This is a genomic window from Deinococcus aerophilus (genome assembly GCF_014647075.1).
Classification (GTDB): domain Bacteria; phylum Deinococcota; class Deinococci; order Deinococcales; family Deinococcaceae; genus Deinococcus; species Deinococcus aerophilus.
The window spans coordinates 23556-38612 of sequence record NZ_BMOM01000001.1; the positions used below are offsets into that span (position 1 = coordinate 23556).

Annotated in this window: 18 protein-coding genes; 6 read left to right on the top strand and 12 right to left on the bottom strand. The window is 69.4% G+C overall.

The window, feature by feature from the left end:
- Positions 1–15: 15 nt before the first annotated feature.
- The 7 genes from IEY21_RS00110 to IEY21_RS00140 form a co-directional block, all read right to left on the bottom strand.
- A complete protein-coding gene (locus IEY21_RS00110) occupies positions 16–2145 on the bottom strand; it encodes a DNA internalization-related competence protein ComEC/Rec2 (protein WP_188900594.1) in 2130 nt (709 codons plus the stop codon).
- Between the two features lie 72 nt (positions 2146–2217).
- Positions 2218–2607: a ComEA family DNA-binding protein gene (locus IEY21_RS00115; RefSeq protein WP_188900083.1), complete on the bottom strand. Its 390-nt coding sequence runs from the start codon at positions 2605–2607 to the stop codon at positions 2218–2220.
- Between the two features lie 65 nt (positions 2608–2672).
- Positions 2673–3038 carry a hydroxyisourate hydrolase gene (uraH, locus tag IEY21_RS00120; RefSeq protein ID WP_188900090.1) on the bottom strand — a complete coding sequence of 122 codons (366 nt, stop codon included), beginning with the start codon at positions 3036–3038 and terminating at the stop codon, positions 2673–2675.
- Entirely contained in the window at positions 3038–3907 is an 870-nt protein-coding gene (gene pucL / locus IEY21_RS00125) for a factor-independent urate hydroxylase (RefSeq protein WP_188900092.1), read from the bottom strand. Before pucL ends, uraH begins: the two co-directional genes overlap by 1 nt.
- Positions 3908–3942: 35 nt before the next feature.
- Entirely contained in the window at positions 3943–4476 is a 534-nt protein-coding gene (uraD, locus tag IEY21_RS00130) for a 2-oxo-4-hydroxy-4-carboxy-5-ureidoimidazoline decarboxylase (protein WP_188900094.1), read from the bottom strand.
- 249 nt (positions 4477–4725) lie between these two features.
- Positions 4726–5160, bottom strand: a complete 435-nt coding sequence (locus IEY21_RS00135) for a hotdog fold thioesterase (protein WP_229752714.1) — start codon at positions 5158–5160, stop codon at positions 4726–4728.
- Positions 5157–5729, bottom strand: coding sequence for a PaaI family thioesterase (locus IEY21_RS00140; RefSeq protein WP_188900096.1), 573 nt, complete (start codon positions 5727–5729; stop codon positions 5157–5159). The genes IEY21_RS00135 and IEY21_RS00140 overlap by 4 nt, the downstream gene beginning before the upstream one ends.
- Positions 5730–5895: 166 nt before the next feature.
- On the opposite strand from IEY21_RS00140, the gene hemC reads away from it, so the two are divergent.
- Together hemC and IEY21_RS00150 are read left to right on the top strand one after the other, a co-directional pair.
- Complete coding sequence (hemC, locus tag IEY21_RS00145; RefSeq protein ID WP_188900098.1) at positions 5896–6837, top strand: hydroxymethylbilane synthase; 942 nt, start codon at positions 5896–5898, stop codon at positions 6835–6837.
- Between the two features lie 108 nt (positions 6838–6945).
- Positions 6946–7788, top strand: a complete 843-nt coding sequence (locus tag IEY21_RS00150; protein ID WP_188900101.1) for a VOC family protein — start codon at positions 6946–6948, stop codon at positions 7786–7788.
- Between the two features lie 65 nt (positions 7789–7853).
- Here the strand turns inward: IEY21_RS00150 and proS are convergent, their stop codons facing one another.
- Positions 7854–9356 (bottom strand): proline--tRNA ligase, encoded by a 1503-nt coding sequence (proS, locus tag IEY21_RS00155; protein WP_188900102.1) that lies wholly within the window; start codon positions 9354–9356, stop codon positions 7854–7856.
- A gap of 127 nt (positions 9357–9483) precedes the next feature.
- Between proS and IEY21_RS00160 the strand changes: the two genes are divergently transcribed.
- The 3 genes from IEY21_RS00160 to IEY21_RS00170 all read left to right on the top strand — a co-directional run bounded on the left by IEY21_RS00160 (position 9484) and on the right by IEY21_RS00170 (position 11640).
- The gene (locus IEY21_RS00160; protein ID WP_188900104.1) at positions 9484–9765 is read left to right on the top strand and encodes a DUF2171 domain-containing protein; all 282 of its coding nucleotides are present in this window, start codon (positions 9484–9486) and stop codon (positions 9763–9765) included.
- 176 nt (positions 9766–9941) lie between these two features.
- Positions 9942–10241 carry a DNA-directed RNA polymerase subunit omega gene (rpoZ, locus tag IEY21_RS00165; RefSeq protein ID WP_188900106.1) on the top strand — a complete coding sequence of 100 codons (300 nt, stop codon included), beginning with the start codon at positions 9942–9944 and terminating at the stop codon, positions 10239–10241.
- Between the two features lie 142 nt (positions 10242–10383).
- A complete protein-coding gene (locus tag IEY21_RS00170; protein WP_188900108.1) occupies positions 10384–11640 on the top strand; it encodes a cation:proton antiporter in 1257 nt (418 codons plus the stop codon).
- Positions 11641–11714: 74 nt separating this feature from the next.
- Here the strand turns inward: IEY21_RS00170 and IEY21_RS00175 are convergent, their stop codons facing one another.
- Together IEY21_RS00175 and IEY21_RS00180 are read right to left on the bottom strand one after the other, a co-directional pair.
- Positions 11715–12290 (bottom strand): peptidylprolyl isomerase, encoded by a 576-nt coding sequence (locus IEY21_RS00175; protein WP_188900110.1) that lies wholly within the window; start codon positions 12288–12290, stop codon positions 11715–11717.
- A 124-nt stretch (positions 12291–12414) separates the two neighbouring features.
- Positions 12415–13683, bottom strand: a complete 1269-nt coding sequence (locus IEY21_RS00180) for an aminopeptidase (protein ID WP_188900112.1) — start codon at positions 13681–13683, stop codon at positions 12415–12417.
- 105 nt (positions 13684–13788) lie between these two features.
- On the opposite strand from IEY21_RS00180, the gene IEY21_RS00185 reads away from it, so the two are divergent.
- A complete protein-coding gene (locus IEY21_RS00185; RefSeq protein WP_188900114.1) occupies positions 13789–14088 on the top strand; it encodes a hypothetical protein in 300 nt (99 codons plus the stop codon).
- Between the two features lie 8 nt (positions 14089–14096).
- Here the strand turns inward: IEY21_RS00185 and IEY21_RS00190 are convergent, their stop codons facing one another.
- Positions 14097–14558 (bottom strand): tRNA (cytidine(34)-2'-O)-methyltransferase, encoded by a 462-nt coding sequence (locus tag IEY21_RS00190; protein ID WP_229752715.1) that lies wholly within the window; start codon positions 14556–14558, stop codon positions 14097–14099.
- On the bottom strand, positions 14555–15046 hold the full coding sequence (ispF, locus tag IEY21_RS00195; RefSeq protein WP_188900116.1) for a 2-C-methyl-D-erythritol 2,4-cyclodiphosphate synthase: 492 nt from the start codon (positions 15044–15046) through the stop codon (positions 14555–14557). Before ispF ends, IEY21_RS00190 begins: the two co-directional genes overlap by 4 nt.
- Positions 15047–15057: the final 11 nt, after the last annotated feature.

The window sequence follows — 15057 nt, forward strand, 5'->3', positions numbered from 1 at the left end:
CCTGCGGCCTACCCCTCACGGAATCGGCCAGCGGATCGTGCCCGACTGGTCGGTGCGCCACACCCTGACCCCCGCCGCGCCCAAACGCCCCAGCACGTCCGGGTGGGGATGGCCGTAGGTGTTGCGGCCGACGCTGATCACCGCGTCGGTGGGGGCGGTCTGGCGCAGCAGCTCGGCGTCGGTGCTGAAGCGGCTGCCGTGGTGGGCGACCTTCAAAACATTGAGTTTGCCCACCCCGATCAGGTCCTCGGCCGGGTCGGGCAGGTCGCCCAGGATGGCCGTGCTCCATGCCCCCGACTGCACGCGCAGGGCCACGCTGTTCTCGTTGTCCTCGGTGCTCCAGACCCTACCCTCCGGCCACAGCACGCTCAGGTCCACTCCGTCCGAGCGGACGTGGTCGCCGCGCCGGACCTCGCGCACGGGCACGCCCTCTTCCCGGGCGGCGGCGAGGAGAGTGTCCAGCACCGGGTCGCCCGCCTTGTTGTGGCCGATCCACAGCTCGCCCACCGGCAGGGCGCGCAGCACGCTGTTCAGGCCCTCGATGTGGTCGGTGTCGGCGTGGGTGCCGACCACCACGTCGAGGTGGCGCACCCCCAGCGCCCGCAGCGCCGGGACCACCGTGCGGCCGCCCACGTCGTAGTCCGAGCCAACCGAGCCTCCGGCGTCCACGAGCACCGTCAGGTGGGGCAGCCGGATCAGGGTGGCGTCGCCCTGGCCCACGTCGAGGTAGACCATCTCGCGCGCGGGATGCAGGCGCGGGGGCAGCGCGAGCAGCAGCGCACAGGCCAGGACGGTTCCCAGCGCCACGGGCGCGCGGACGCGGCCCAGCAGCCACAGCACGCCCGCCCCGGCACATACGGCGTAGGCGACAAATCCAGCCGGGGAGACCTGTCCCCACGCCAGCACCGGGGCCTGACCAAATGCCTCCACGATGCCCAGCAGGCCAGCCGCCAGCGGCCCCACAAGCACATTGACCGGCGCGGCCAGCGGGCCGAGCAGGCCGGCCACGAAGCCCAGCGGCACCAGCGCGGCCATCACCACGCCCGCCGCGAGGTTGGCGGGCAGGCCCACCAGCGGCAGCTGGCCGAAGGTGGCGGCAATCACCGGCAGCGTGCCCAGCTCGGCGAGCACGCTGGCCACCAGCGCCAGCCGCAGCCACAGCGGCCAGCGTTCCGGCAGCCGCCGCGCCGCCCGGCCCGAGAGACTCAGGGCGAGCACCGCCAGAAACGACAGCTGAAAGCCGATGTCCAGCAGCCACATCGGAAACAGCAGCAAGCAGACCAGCGCAGCCAGGGCCGTGATGCCGATGGGATCGGGGCGACCGCGGCCCACCGCCAGCGCGAGCAGCACCACCCCGCCCATGACCACCGCGCGGGTGATGCTGGGCGAGACCCCCACCAGTACGAACAGGTAGGGAACGAGCAGCGCGGCAGGCAGGCCGTAGCGCCACGCGGGGGGCCAGCCCAGCCGGGTCAGCAGCCAGATCAGCACCCCCGTGATCAGCGCGACGTTCTGCCCCGACAGCGCCATCAGGTGGGCCAGCCCGGCGCGGTTGAAGGCGTCGCGGACACGGTAGCCCTGCGTGAACTCCTGCTGCCCGATGTCGTTGCGGTCGCCCAGTTCGATGGCGGTCATCAGCGCCGCCTCGCGCGTGGGCAGACCCGCCGTGAGGCCGCGGCGGAACCAGCCGCGCAGGCCGCGTTCCGGCTGCGAACCGCGCACCTGGGCGGCCACGAGCACCGCCGTCGGGGTGGGCACAAAGACCCCGCCCTGGGCCCGCAGCCACGCCGCCTGGTTAAAGCCGCCGGGCGTGCGCTGGCCTTCCGGGGCCACCAGACGCCCGCTGACGACCAGCGGCCCTGGCCTGACCAGTGGCTTGGGGGCAAGCACCAGCCGGGCACGCGGATCTCGCAGGTTCAGAAACTGGCCGTCCCACTCGCCGCTCAGCGTGACCTGTGCGCCGCGCCACGGCAGCAAGGGATCGGGCCGGGCCGCCACCAGCCGCTCCGATCCGAAACCCGCCGCCGCGCCGGCCAGCGCCAGCACGGCGAGCAGCGGGCGGGCGTCGCGCAGGGCCAGGACCATGCCCAGCAATAGGGTCAGCGCTCCCCACCACACGCCCAGCCCCAGCTGAATGCCGCCCATCACCCCGAACACGGCGGGCACCGACCACGCCAGCCGGCCCGCCCCCCCTGACGAGAAGCCGGGCCAGGACACCTAGAAGCCCACCAGTGGAGCCAGCGTGTTCAGGGTGGCCTCGCCCACCCCCTTTACAGCGTCCAGATCGGACAGCGAGCGCAGGGGGCGCGCGGCGATGATCCGGGCGGCCATCACCGGCCCGACCCGGGGCAGGGCCTCAAGCTGTTCCTCGGAGGCGGTGTTGAGGTTCAGGCGGCCCGAGATCAGCGGTTTCACGCTGGCGGTGGTCGGATACGTGGGCGGTTCGCTGGCTGCCGTTCGGGAGGCCGGTGCCGTGACCGGCGGCAGCGCCGCGCGGGTCACCGTGGGCACCTGCGGACGGGGCAGCAGCGCCGGCCCCAGCGCCAGCACGCTGACCAGCACCACGCCTGCTCCCAGTCCCAGGATCCAGCTGCGCTCGCTGTCCATTACGCGCCGCAGTGTAGGTCAGCGCCGGTGCCGGGGCGCGCAGATTTGAGCGGTGGCGTGGAGCGCTAGCTGCCCCGGTAGGTGCTGTACGACCACGGCGTCATCACCAGCGGCACGTGGTAGTGGGCGTCCGCGCGGCCCACCGTGAAACGCAACGTCACCACGTCCAGAAACGGTGGATCGGCTGCCGCCGCAAAGTCGGCGAAATACTCGGCCACAAAGAAGGTCAACTCGTAGGTGCCGCGCTGCAGCGCGCCGCGCTCTATGAGTGGAGCGTCGGTGCGGCCGTCGGCGTTGGTCACGGCCGCCGTGAGCCTGAGGCGTTCCTCTGCGTTCACCCGCCACAGTTCCACCCGCACGCCCTGTGCGGGGCGTCCCCGTGCGGTGTCCAGCACGTGGGTGCTGAGTCCGGCTCCAGCGTGGGCCGCCATCAGGCGCGCTCGACCCAGCCCTCGATCAGGCCGAAGGGTTCGGCGTCGGCGTGGAAGATGGTGTTGGGATTGTCCACACCGTAGCGTTCCAGGTTGTAGGGGATGTGGTGGCGGTTGGGAAACGAGAAGTGAATGCGGCTGATTTCCGGACAGCGGGTCAGCACTTCCTCGCCAAAGACGAACAGCAGGTTCTGCACGCTGGGCGAGTAGTGGTCGGGGAACTTGTCCATCAGGGCGTTCATGACGCGCTGCCACACGTCCTCGTAGTCGCAGCTCTCGGCTGCATATTCCCACTTGGCCGTCACCACCGTCGCCAGGATGCGGTCGTTGGTCTCGGGCAGCGAGGTGTACTGCTCTTTCAGGTAACCTTCCCAGCCGCTGTTGGTGGTCTTGAGCACGTACAGCTCGTCAATGCCGCTCGTGACCTTGAAGGTCTGGCCGTCGCCCTCGACCCAGGCGGTGTGCTTGGGCATCTGGCGCACAAAGGCGTGGTCGTGTTCCTGTCCGCCGCTGAGCATGCGGCCCCAGGTGTGTTCGGTGAAGTGGACGCTGCCCCCGGTGACCTTCGGGCCCGCCGAGACGAAATGGCGAATCAGGGCCTTGCCGAACTCCTCCACCGAAGTGGTGAGCTGATCCTTGGCCAGCGCATAGATGGTGTTGCGGACGGTATCGGTGGCGATCAGGTCGGTGTTGTCGCCGGCCACATGGGCGGCGTCGAAGTCGCCGGTCATCAGCGCCCGGACCCATACGTCCTTGATCTCGTGGCGCGGCTCGTCGCGGAACACCTTGAACAGGCGCACGTCGGCCTTGCCGTACTGGTTTTCGCCCATCCGGACCTGGGCGCGGGGGGGGTGCTGGGTCTGCGTCATCGTCGGTGCTCCTTGAAGTGTCCTGCGGCCTGGGGTCAGGCGATCAGGTCCAGAATGCGCAGCCGGGCGATGCGGCCGATCTCGTGCAGGGCGGCGGCGCGCTCCTGCTCGGGGGTGTTCTCCAGCCGGCGCCGGGCTCCCTCGAAGATGCCCGCCTTGTCGTGCTCGCGCACGCACACCACGTAGGGCAGCCCGAACCGGTCGTGATACGCCGCGTTCAGCCGGTTGAACTCGGCAAATTCCTCGGGGGTCAGGCGGTCCAGCCCCGCCGAGGCCTGCTCGTGGGCGCTCTCGGCGGTCAGCTCGCCGGCCAGCGCCGCCTTGCCGGCCAGATCCGGGTGGGCGCGGATCAGCCGCAACTGCGCGTCCTCGCTGTCGGCCTGCACGGCGTGGGCAAAGGCGGTGGCCACCGCCTCGGCGTCTGCAAATGGGCGCGCGGCCGCCGCCGCCCGGGCATACTGCGGCGAGTGTTCCAGCACCCCGGCAAAATATGCCGTGAACTCGGGGACGCTCAGGGCGTTGATCTCCGCCAGACTGTGGCGGTCGGCGGGGGCAGGGCTGTGGGTCAAGAGACACCTCCGGCAGCGGGAACGGCAGATGGATGCGGATAGATACTTAGAAGGCTAACTATTCGACACGGGCATCTTACGAAGCCGGGAGGGGGCTGTCAAGAGGTCGGGTCCACCGGGGCGGGGCAAAGGGTCCTGCCGGCGTGAAGCACGCACCGCCGCTGGAAGAGCACCGGGGGGTGCGGCCTGTGGCGGCGGTGGGCAGGCCTTGTCCTGTTCTCACCGCCCGCCACGGACCGCCGCGCGCCGTCAGCCGGACTGGCCGCCCTGGGGCGCGGGAATGACCGCCAGCGTGCAGCGTGAGACGCACACCGGCTTGCCGCGTTCGTCCACGAGTTCGATGCTCCAGACCTCGGTGGTGCGGCCCTGGAAGATGGGCGTGCCGGTAGCCGTCACCGTGCCCGAGGTCACGCCGCGCAGGTGGTTGGCATTGATTTCCAGTCCCACGGCGACCATGCCCCGCGCGCAGACATTCAGGTACGCGCCCACGCTCGCGACCGTCTCGGCCAGGGCGACGCTCGCGCCGCCGTGCAGCAGGCCCATGGGCTGGTGCACCCGGCTCTCCACCGGCATCTGCGCCACCACCCGCGTGCCGCTGGCCTCCAGGAAGATGATGCCCAGATGCTCAACCAGCGTGCCGCGGCCCTGCAACTCGTCCGGCAGAACCGGCGCGCCGCCGCTCACGGCGTGGCCCCGGAAGCGGCGGTGGGCCGCAGGATCAGGCAGGTGGTGGTGGCCGTGGCGTACAGCTTGCCTGAGTCGTCCAGAACCTGCGCGCTGGCGGTGGCGACCTGCCGCGATACGCTGAGCACCTCGCCAACCGCGCGCACCTCGCCCATGCCGAGCCGCAGCGGACGCAGGTATTTCACCGCCAGGTCCACGGTGGTGTAGCCGACCCCGGCGGGCAGCCGGGTATGGATGGCGCAGCCCAGCGCCGAGTCCAGCAGCGTGGCATACACGCCGCCATGGACGCTGCCGATGGGGTTGTAATGAAACTCCTCGGGCGTCATGCGAAAGGTCACCTGACCGGGCTGCACGTCGTGCTCGTCGCGGATGCGGAAACCCAGGGTCTGGCCGATGGGCGGCGCGGCAAAGTCACCGCGCGCCATGCCGCGCAGGTAGTCCAGCCCGCTCAGGTCCTGCGCGGCCCCGGCGCCGACCAGAGGATCAGCCCAGGTGTAGGTGCGGGTGCGCGGCGGGGAAGAGGACTGGGGAGTGGAATCGTCGGTGGGGGTGTCTTGCGTCAGGGTCATGGTTCTCCTCGAAGCTGCCGGGAAAGCAGGCGGGTCGCTGTGTCGCTCTGCCGAGCATCCTATCCAGAACAGACCGTGGTGGTCCGGATTCCAGAGTGCCCGCGGGGTGCATGAAGGACAGGGGCCGTAGGCGCACGCCGCAGCAAAGCCCTATACTGTTCGGGTTATGCGTACGGTGACGGTAGGAACGCGCGGCAGCACGCTTGCGCTCGCGCAAACCCACTGGGTGGTGGCCCGGCTGAAAGAGGAGTGGCCTGAAACGGACTTCCGGATTCAGACCATCAGCACGAAAGGGGACCGCAACCGCGACCGCCTGATCACCATGGCCCGTCAGGGGGACAAGGGCTTCTGGATCAAGGAGATCGAGGACGCCCTGCTGAGCAAGCGCATCGACATCGCGGTGCATTCGCTCAAGGACCTGCCCACCGCCCAGCCTCCGGAGCTGGAAATCGCCTCCATTCCCAAGCGGGTCGACGCCCGCGACGTGCTGATCGGCAAGGAGGGGCGCAAGAGCCTGGCCGAGCTGCCCCAGGGCGCGCGCGTGGGGACGAGCAGCATCCGCCGCAAGGCCTTTTTGAAGGCCTACCGCCCCGACCTGCAGGTCGTGGATCTGCGCGGCAACATCGACACGCGCCTGGCCGCGCTCGCCGGGGACGAGTACGACGCGATCATCCTGGCCGCCGCCGGACTCATTCGCACCGAGATGCGCCACCGCATCGACGAATTTATCGAGCCGGACCTGATGCTGCCCGCGCCCGGTCAGGGCGCCCTGGCCCTGGAGACCCGCGCCGAGGACGACCTGAGCGTGGAGGTCGTCTATGCCATTCACGACCACACCACCGACGACCGCATCACCGCCGAACGCGAGTTCCTGGCCGGTCTGGGGGCGGGGTGTATGGCCCCGGTGGGCGCGCACGCCACGGTCAAGGGCGGCATCCTGACGCTGGAGGGCTGGGTCGCGGCGCTGGACGGCGAGCAGGTGATCCGCGGCACGACCAGCGGCGAGGTCAGCGAGTGTGCCGACCTGGGGGCTGAACTCGCCGCCGACATGCTCGATCAGGGCGCACAGGCCCTGGTGGACGCGGCGCACGTGGAAATCGCGGGCTGAGGCCCCGGCCCGCCTGCCCCGAACTCAGGACCCCGAACTCAAGAAAAGCGAAAGGAAAAGGCGAGCCGGCTGACCGTTGCGCCGCCGGCCACGCGTTCCAATCGGGGCATGACCTCCTCTCCCATCCTGGACCTCGCCGGCCTGACGCTGGAAGTCAACCACCTGGCGCGCGGCGTGCGCTTCTACACGCAGGTGCTGGGCCTGCACCTGCGGCGGCATGATCCGGCAGCGGGCGTGGCCGAATTCACGGTCAACCCGCACCAGACACTGACCCTGTGGCAGCCCATCACCCGGCAGGCCAGCGACGAACGCCTCGCCCCCTTGAGGCCGCGCGGGGCCTCGCACCTGCACTACGCGTGGCAGATCGAACCCGACGATCTGGACGCCTGCAAACCGCTGCTGGACGCCCACGGCCTGGAGTGGCAGGAAATTGATCTGGGTACGCCGGACGCCCCCGACCGCACGCTGTACTTCTTCGATCCCTTTGGGCACGGCCTGGAGCTACGCGGCGTGAACCGCGCCGACGCACGGCGGCCGCACTTTCCGCCGCAACCGGTGGACCGTCCGGAATTCGCCCTGCCGGTCATGGGGCTGCGCGAGGTGGCGCTGGCCTTTGGGGACTACGCCGGCATGAGGGAGCGGCTGCCCGGCGCCTACGGCTTCGCCCTCGCCAAGGAACAGCCGGACCGCAATTTCGCCCAGTTCACGCTGGGGCCAGAGGCCGAACCGGACGGCGACGGCACCCCGCGCCGCTGGCTGTACGCCTGGGACCCGCAGGTGGGTCTGGCCGACATGCTGGGGGGCGACCACGCCCTGGTGCGTTTTTATGCCGATGTGGAGGCGGTGGCGCGCCGCGTGAAGGCCGAGGGGCTGCCCTGCATTCAGGACGCTCACGGGCTGGCGGTGCGTGACCCTGAGGGCCATGTGTTTGAATTCGTGGCCCCCACCTGAGCACGGCATAAGGGAGGGAACGCGGGAGCCCTGTAAAAGAGCCCCGGTCCCCTCTCCGGCCGCGCTCAGTACTGGCGGCCGAACAGAATCCGCTTGCCGTACGCGGCGGGCTTGCCGGTGTGAACGCACACGCCGCCCTCCTCGCGTTCGTTGAAGAACTCGGCGTCGTCCAGCGGCACGTTGCGCACGGTGGCCTTGGTGTCCTCCTTGATCTTGCGCTCGGATTCGGGGTCACCGCAGTGGAAGGCGCGCACCCACTTGCCGTCCTCGATGGCGGCCTTGAACTCGTCGTAGGTGTCCACCGTGACGGTGTTCTCCAGCATGAAGTCGGTGGCGCGCGCCAGCAGCCACGCCTGGATGCCGTCCAGCCGCTCCTGCATGCCGCCCACGGCGAGGTCGCGTTCCAGCGTTTCCTTGTCGTCCGAAGTGCGGTTCTTGACGACCACCACGCCCGCCTCCAGATCGCGCGGCCCCAGCTCGATGCGCACCGGCACGCCCTTGAGTTCCCAGTCGTTGTACTTGAAGCCGTTGGTCACGCCGTCGCGCTTGTCGACCTTCACGCGCAGGCCATTCTGGCGCAGCTGCGCGGCCAGCCGCTCGCCCTCGGCCACCATCTCGTCGAAGTTGTCCTTGCGGCCCACCGGCACGATCACCACCTGAATCGGGGCGATGCGGGGGGGCATCATCAGGCCCGCGTCGTCGCCGTGGGTCATGATCAGCGCGCCGATGATGCGGCTGGAAATGGCCCAGGAGGTCGTGTGGGCGTAGTCCTCCTTCTGGTCGCGGGTCTGGAACTTCACGTCGAAGGCCCGGCTGAAGTTCTGGCCCAGGTAGTGCGAGGTGCCGCTTTGCAGCGCCTTGCCGTCGCGCATCATGCCCTCGATGGAGTAGGTCGCCACCGCCCCGGCAAAGCGCTCGGAGGCCGACTTCTCGCCGCGCACCACCGGCAGCGCGAGCACGTCACGGCAGAACTCGTGGTACAGGTCCAGGATGGTCCGCACCTCGGCGCGGGCCTCGGCCTCGTCCGCGTGGGCGGTGTGGCCCTCGTGCCAGTAGAACTCGGAGGTGCGCAGGAAAGCCTTGGTCCGCAGTTCGGCGCGGAACACGCTGCCCCACTGGTAGTGGAGGAAGGGCAGGTCGCGGTAGCTGTTGAGCCAGCCCGACCACATGTGCCCGATGATCGTCTCGGAGGTGGGACGCATCACGTACGGCTCGGCGAGTTCCTCGGTGCCGATCTTGTTCACCGTGAACAGCTCGGGCGCGAAGCCCTCGACGTGGTCGGCCTCGCGGGCGATGAAGTTCATGGGAATCAGGGTGGGAAAGATCAGCGATTCATGGCCGGTGGCCTTGAAGCGGTCGTCCAGCCAGCGCACGATGTTCTCCCACAACGCCGAGCCGTAGGGCTTGACCACCATCGCGCCCGCCACCGGGCTGTTGTCGGCGAGATCGGCCTTCTTGACCACCTCGTTGTACCAGTCGTTGAAATCCACGCTCTGGGGGGTCACGCCGTACTGCTGCGCCTTCTTGTCCTGCCCCTTGCCCTTGTTCCCGCCGCCATCCTTCGTCATGGCAGGCATGATAGCCGCCGGGCAGGCCTGGGCCTCCGGGGCGCGGTGGGGACCGGGCCAGGGGTCTCTCAATATTCGGTAACGACGCGCCCATCTGCCGCAGACAGGCCGGGCGTAGCGTGGACCCATGACACAGAATGACAGCGCACAGGCCGGCCAGATCACCGAGCGCATCGCCCAGGAGCTCAAGCAGCGTCTGGACCAGGGCGGCGAGCATCTGCAGGTCAAGGACAGCAACGGCGAGCACGTGGGGACCGTGGATCACCTGGAAGGCGACCGCGTGAAGCTGACCAAGAGCGACAGCAGCGACGGTCAGCACCACTACGTGCCGCTTTCCCAGGTGGAAAGCATGGACGGCGTGGCGGTGTACCTCAACGTCACCCGTGACGAGCTTCAGCGCGGCAGCTGAGCCGGACGAACCGCAGCGGCCCACATCCCCTTTCTCCTCTTCTGTCTCCGGTACCTACCGGGCCATAGGTCATGTGTGTTCCCGGGCGGTGTTGGCGGCGCTCCGGTGGGCTACACTGGGAGGCTGAGAGGACGCGCCGGGTTCAACCCAGGCGACCCTGAGGGAGGTTGGGAAGAATGGCGGAAAGAGACATTGACAAGTTGCTGTCCATGACGGACAGCAAGTACCGTTTGAGCGTGGTGACGGCCAAGCGTGCCCTGCAGTTGCGCTCGGGTGCGCCCAGCGTGTTGCCGGTAGAGCAGCGGGTGCGCACGCGCAATCTGGTGACCCAGGCCATGCGCGAGCTGGCGACCGGTCAGCTGACCGTGGGCACCGATCTGATGGACGAGAGCCGTTTTCATCAGGACTACGTGCGCCAGCGCCAGGCCCAGTTGCAGGCTCAGCTGAGCGCCGAGCGCGAGCGCGAACGCGAGTAAACACCTAGGCACGCAGGAAGAGGGCGGCTGACAGGAAATGGTCCTGTCCGCCGCCCTCTTTTGGGTTCCCTGACCGGGGGCAGGCACGCGGCACGCAGGCATCCGGTCAGGAGGCCCGCCGCGCCGCTCTATCGTGGGGTCCATGCTGACCGCCTTTGCCGTGCTGCTGTGTGCCACGGCCCTGCTTGCCTACCTCAACGAGCGCTTCCTGCATTTTCCGACCACCGTGGGCGTCACCCTGGCCGGAGCGCTGGCAAGCATCGGGTTGATCGCGCTGGACGCCCTGGGCGTGGTGCCCGGGGTGCGCGGCTGGGCGGCGGATCTGCTCAAGACCCTGAACTTCACCGACTTTGTGCTCAACGGGATTCTCAGCATCCTGCTGTTCGCGGGGGCCCTGAGCCTGGACGCGGGCCAGATGCTGCGTCAGCGCGGCAGCATTCTGCTGCTCGCCTTTCTCAGCACCCTGATCAGCACCTTCCTGATCGGGTTCGCGGCCTACTTCGTGTTTGCGCTGGTGGGCCTGAACGTGCCGCTGATCTGGTCGCTGCTGTTCGGGGCGCTGATCAGTCCCACCGACCCGGTGGCCGTGCTGGACCTGCTCAAGCGGGCGCGGGTGCCCAAGCGCATCGAGACCCTGATCGCCGGCGAGAGCCTGCTGAACGACGGGGTGGGGGTGGTGATCTTTCTGGTGCTCGCGGGCATCGCGGGCGTGGGGGGCCGGCACCCGGAAGGCGTTACCGTGCTGGGCGTGCTGGGGCTGTTTGCACAGGAGGCACTGGGCGGGCTGCTGTTCGGGGCCGCGCTGGGCTGGCTGGGATACCGCATGATCCGGCGCGTCGAGCAGCCGGCGGTGGAACTGCTGCTCACCCTGGCGCTGGTGGTGGGCGGCTTCGTGGCGGCGGCGGCGCTGGAGGTGAGCGGGCCGCTGGCGATGGTCTCGGCGGGTCTGGTGATCTCGGCGACCAAGCACCGCATCTTCAGCCCCCCGACGCTGGAACATGTGGAGGGCTTCTGGGAAACCACCGATCAGGTTCTGAACATCCTGCTGTTTGCCTTTATCGGGCTGGATGTGCTGCTGACCCGCACCACCGGGGCCCAGATCGTTGCGAGCATTCTACTGATCGGGGTGGCGCTCGCGGCGCGCTGGATCAGCGTGGCCCTTCCCTTCGCGCTGGTGCGCGTGCGCGAGGGCTACGGAGCCTACACCGTGCGTCTGCTGACCTGGGGTGGGCTGCGGGGAGGCATTGCGATCAGTCTGGTGCTGGGCCTGCCCGCCACCCCCTACCGCACGCACCTCGTGACCGTGACCTATGCCATCGTGCTGTTCACCATCGCCGTGCAGGGGCTGACCATCATGCCGCTGGTCCACCGGGCGTCGCAGGCGTCGCCGGAGGGCTGAAGCGGGGGGGGCGCACAGCAAGACAGCAGAAGGCCCCGGCGCATGTTCTGCCGGGGCCTTCCTGACCTCTGGGTTTACTTTTCGACGAGGTAAGCGCGCTCGATCACGTCGGGCGTGCCCGGCATGCCCGGCTGGATGCGGGTCAGACGGTCGAGAACGTCCAGCCCCTCCACCACCTTGCCGAAGACCGTGTGGCGGCCGTCGAGGTGTGGGGTGGCGGTAAAGGTGATGAAGAACTGGCTGCCGTTGGTGCCGGGGCCGGCGTTCGCCATGCTCAGCACGCCCTTGCCGCTGTGGCGGTGCGAGGACCCGAACTCGTCTTCAAACTTGTAGCCGGGGCCGCCCGCGCCGGTGCCGGTGGGGTCGCCGGTCTGCGCCATGAAGCCGTCAATGACGCGGTGGAACTTGATGCCGTCGTAGTAGTGGTGGCGCAGCAGGTACGCAAACGAGTTGACCGTCACGGGCGCGTCGTCGGGGAACAGTTCCACCACGATGCGGCCCTTGCTGGTTTCCAGCACGGCGCGGTACTGCTTGCCCGGCTCAATGCCGTCGCCCAGCTCGGGAGCGCTGGAGAACTTGGTCTGGCGCTCCCCGCTGAGGGCGGGCGTCTGCTGAAAGCCGTCGGCGGCGTAGATGTCCGATGAAGTCATGGGCCCATTGTAACGGGGCGGCGGTGGCTTGCCCAAGGCCGCTTTGCTCACGTGAACTCATCCGGTTCCGTGGAGGCGGCCCTGGAACACCCCACGGGCCGTGCGGCGGCGTGGGTGCCGGAGGTTACAGTCCTTCCATCACCCACTCTCCGGCGCGCATCAGCGGCTCGCGCCCACCATCTGCCGTGATGCCGTCCACGTCGGTATCGGGCGTGCCGATCATCCAGTCGACGTGAATCAGGCTGTCGTTGCCGCCTGCTGCCCGCAGCGTGTCCTCGTCCTCACCGCCCCGCACGTTGGTGGGGTAGCAGCGGCCCAGCGCGATGTGTGAGGCCGCATTCTCGTCGAACAGGGTGTTCAGGAAGAGCGTGCCGGTCTGCGCGACGGGCGCCGAGGCAGGCACCAGCGCGACCTCGCCCAGGCGGGCCGCGCCGTCGTCGGTGCCGATCAGGGCCTGCAGGGTCGCTTCTCCGGTGGCGGCGCTGACCTCCACGGCCCGGCCTCCCTCGAAGCGCACCCGGATGCCCTCGATGAGTTGCCCGCGCGCACTGAGGGCCTTGGAGGCCACCGCCACGCCGTCCACCCGCTCGCGGTGCGGCGCGGTAAAGACCTCATCGGTGGGCAGGTTGGGGACACCGTAGATGCCGTTCTTTGCCGCCTCGCCCCCACCCTGCCAGAGGTGATTGTCGGCCAGCCCCACCGTCAGGTCGGTGCCCAGCCCGTTGCGGAAATGAAGGGCGCGGTACTGCTTGTCGGTCAGCAGGGCAGTCAGGCGGCTGAGCTGCGCCAGGTGCGCGTCCCAGGCGGCCACCGGATCGGGTGCGTCGGCGCGCGTGACCTGGAAGATGTCGGTCCACAGCCGCGCCACGGCCTCATCCTCAGGCAGCCTGGGGTAGACGCGCTTTGCCCACGCCGGGGTGGCCATGGCCGCCACCGTCCAGTTGACCTGAAAGCTGCCGATGGCCTCACTGACTGCGCGGGTGGCCTGCGCCTGCAGTTTGTTGCGCCGCGCCACCCGTTCGGTATTGACGCCGGCAAGCAGCGAGGGATCGCTGCCCACGATGGAGATGAAGGCGTAGCCGTCGGCCACCATGTGCTGGCTTTCCTCGGACAGCCACGCGGGCAGGTACTCCACCGCCGCCTCTGAGCCGTCCTCGTACAACGCCAGCGCCAGATGCGGGTCGTTGTAGTTCACGCGCACGTCGGCGGCGCCGGCGCGGTAGGCCGCGCGCGCCACCAGCCGGGCCAGCTCGGCGGCCTCGACCGGCGCATTCACCAGCACCTTGCCGCCCTCGGGCACGTTGACGCCGGTGCGGACAAGCAGCTCGGCGTAGCGCGCGAGCCTGGCCTGAAACTCTGTGGAAGGAGAAGCAGCGACGGGTTGTGAAGTCATGGACCCACTGTAGAGGGTGCGGGGTCCGGGCGGAACGAACCCGGTGACCGGCCTGGGCGCGCCCGGCGGCCCTGTCCGTCCCCGCTGTCCCGGCTACACTGCCGTATGCGCCGCCGCTGGCTGATCGGGATGGGAGTGGTCTGGACCCTGTTCACCTTCGGGCCTCTGCTGGGGGTGCTGTTCGCCCTGGCGGTGGCCGGAGCCGCCGGCTGCCCGGTGGATGAGGGCGGTGCCTATCCCTGCGTCGTGGTCGGACAGGACCTCGGCGAGCTGCTGAACGTCCTGTTCGTGCTGGGCTGGCTGGGCACGGTGACCCTGCCCCTGGGGGCCGTGGCCGCCGGAGTGGCTGGAGTGGTCTGGGCCGCCTGGGGCGTCTACCGCTGGAGGGTTCGTTCCCGGCCCTAGCCGCTTCGTTACCACTCCTCGATCTGCCGGCCGGCCTCGAAGGCCGCTGCCCCCACCGCCACCGCCAGATTCAGGCTGCGGCCCCCGCCGGGCTGCGGCAGCTTCAGGGCGGGCAATCCCTCACGCAGCCACACCGGTAATCCACGCGATTCGGGACCGAAACACAGGTAATCGCCGCGCCGGAACCCCGCGCGGGTGTGCAGCACGGTGGCGTGGGTGGAGAACGCGAACACCCGCGCGTCCGGGGGCAGAGTGTCCTGAAAGGCGGTCCAGCTGGCGTGTTCGTGCAGCGTGACGCCCTGCAGATAGTCCATCACCGCCCGCCGGAACTCGCGGTCGTGCAGGTGAAAGCCAAACGGACGGATCAGGTGCAGCTCCGCGCCCAGCACGGCGCAGGTACGGGCCACGTTGCCCACGTTGCCCGCCTTTTCCGGTTCGAACAGTACGACATGCAGCAGCGGTCCGCTCACGGCGCCGTCCTCACGAGCAGCACGGTCACCCGCACCTGGACGTGGGCCGGCGCGAGGCCCTCGGAGGTCTTGAAGCTCACGCCCACCTCGGTGTCGGGCAGGCGCAGCAATGCCGCCACGCTGCGGGCGATCTCGGCGCGCAGCGGCCCCAGTTTGGGCCGGTCCAGCGTGACCACCAGCGCCACGTTGGCGGGCGCGTACCGCCACTCGCGCACCAGCGCCAGCGCGTGGGCCAGAATCTCGCGTGAGCTGATCCCGGCGTGGGCCGGGTCGGTATCGGGGTAATACTGCCCGATGTCGCCCAGGGCCAGTCCCGAGAGCAGCGCGTCGGCCACCGCGTGCAGCACGGCGTCGCCGTCGCTGTGGGCCACCGCGCCGTGTTCGGCCTGCGCGATGGGCACGCCGCCCAGGATCAGCGGCAGGCCGGGGGCCAGGCGGTGGGCATCTTCGCCGTAGCCGATGCGGTAGGGCAGGGGAGAGGAGGTCATGGAGCGAGGAT

Bases quoted from the DNA above. Each gene is read 5' to 3' on its own strand.
- IEY21_RS00110 (WP_188900594.1), bottom strand. From the start codon at position 2,145: ATGGGCGGCATTCAGCTGGGGCTGGGCGTGTGGTGGGGAGCGCTGACC.
- IEY21_RS00115 (WP_188900083.1), bottom strand. From the start codon at position 2,607: ATGGACAGCGAGCGCAGCTGGATCCTGGGACTGGGAGCAGGCGTGGTG.
- uraH (WP_188900090.1), bottom strand. From the start codon at position 3,038: ATGGCGGCCCACGCTGGAGCCGGACTCAGCACCCACGTGCTGGACACC.
- pucL (WP_188900092.1), bottom strand. From the start codon at position 3,907: ATGACGCAGACCCAGCACCCCCCCCGCGCCCAGGTCCGGATGGGCGAA.
- IEY21_RS00140 (WP_188900096.1), bottom strand. From the start codon at position 5,729: ATGACCCTGACGCAAGACACCCCCACCGACGATTCCACTCCCCAGTCC.
- hemC (WP_188900098.1), top strand. From the start codon at position 5,896: ATGCGTACGGTGACGGTAGGAACGCGCGGCAGCACGCTTGCGCTCGCG.
- IEY21_RS00150 (WP_188900101.1), top strand. From the start codon at position 6,946: ATGACCTCCTCTCCCATCCTGGACCTCGCCGGCCTGACGCTGGAAGTC.
- proS (WP_188900102.1), bottom strand. From the start codon at position 9,356: ATGACGAAGGATGGCGGCGGGAACAAGGGCAAGGGGCAGGACAAGAAG.
- IEY21_RS00160 (WP_188900104.1), top strand. From the start codon at position 9,484: ATGACACAGAATGACAGCGCACAGGCCGGCCAGATCACCGAGCGCATC.
- rpoZ (WP_188900106.1), top strand. From the start codon at position 9,942: ATGGCGGAAAGAGACATTGACAAGTTGCTGTCCATGACGGACAGCAAG.
- IEY21_RS00170 (WP_188900108.1), top strand. From the start codon at position 10,384: ATGCTGACCGCCTTTGCCGTGCTGCTGTGTGCCACGGCCCTGCTTGCC.
- IEY21_RS00175 (WP_188900110.1), bottom strand. From the start codon at position 12,290: ATGACTTCATCGGACATCTACGCCGCCGACGGCTTTCAGCAGACGCCC.
- IEY21_RS00180 (WP_188900112.1), bottom strand. From the start codon at position 13,683: ATGACTTCACAACCCGTCGCTGCTTCTCCTTCCACAGAGTTTCAGGCC.
- IEY21_RS00185 (WP_188900114.1), top strand. From the start codon at position 13,789: ATGCGCCGCCGCTGGCTGATCGGGATGGGAGTGGTCTGGACCCTGTTC.
- ispF (WP_188900116.1), bottom strand. From the start codon at position 15,046: ATGACCTCCTCTCCCCTGCCCTACCGCATCGGCTACGGCGAAGATGCC.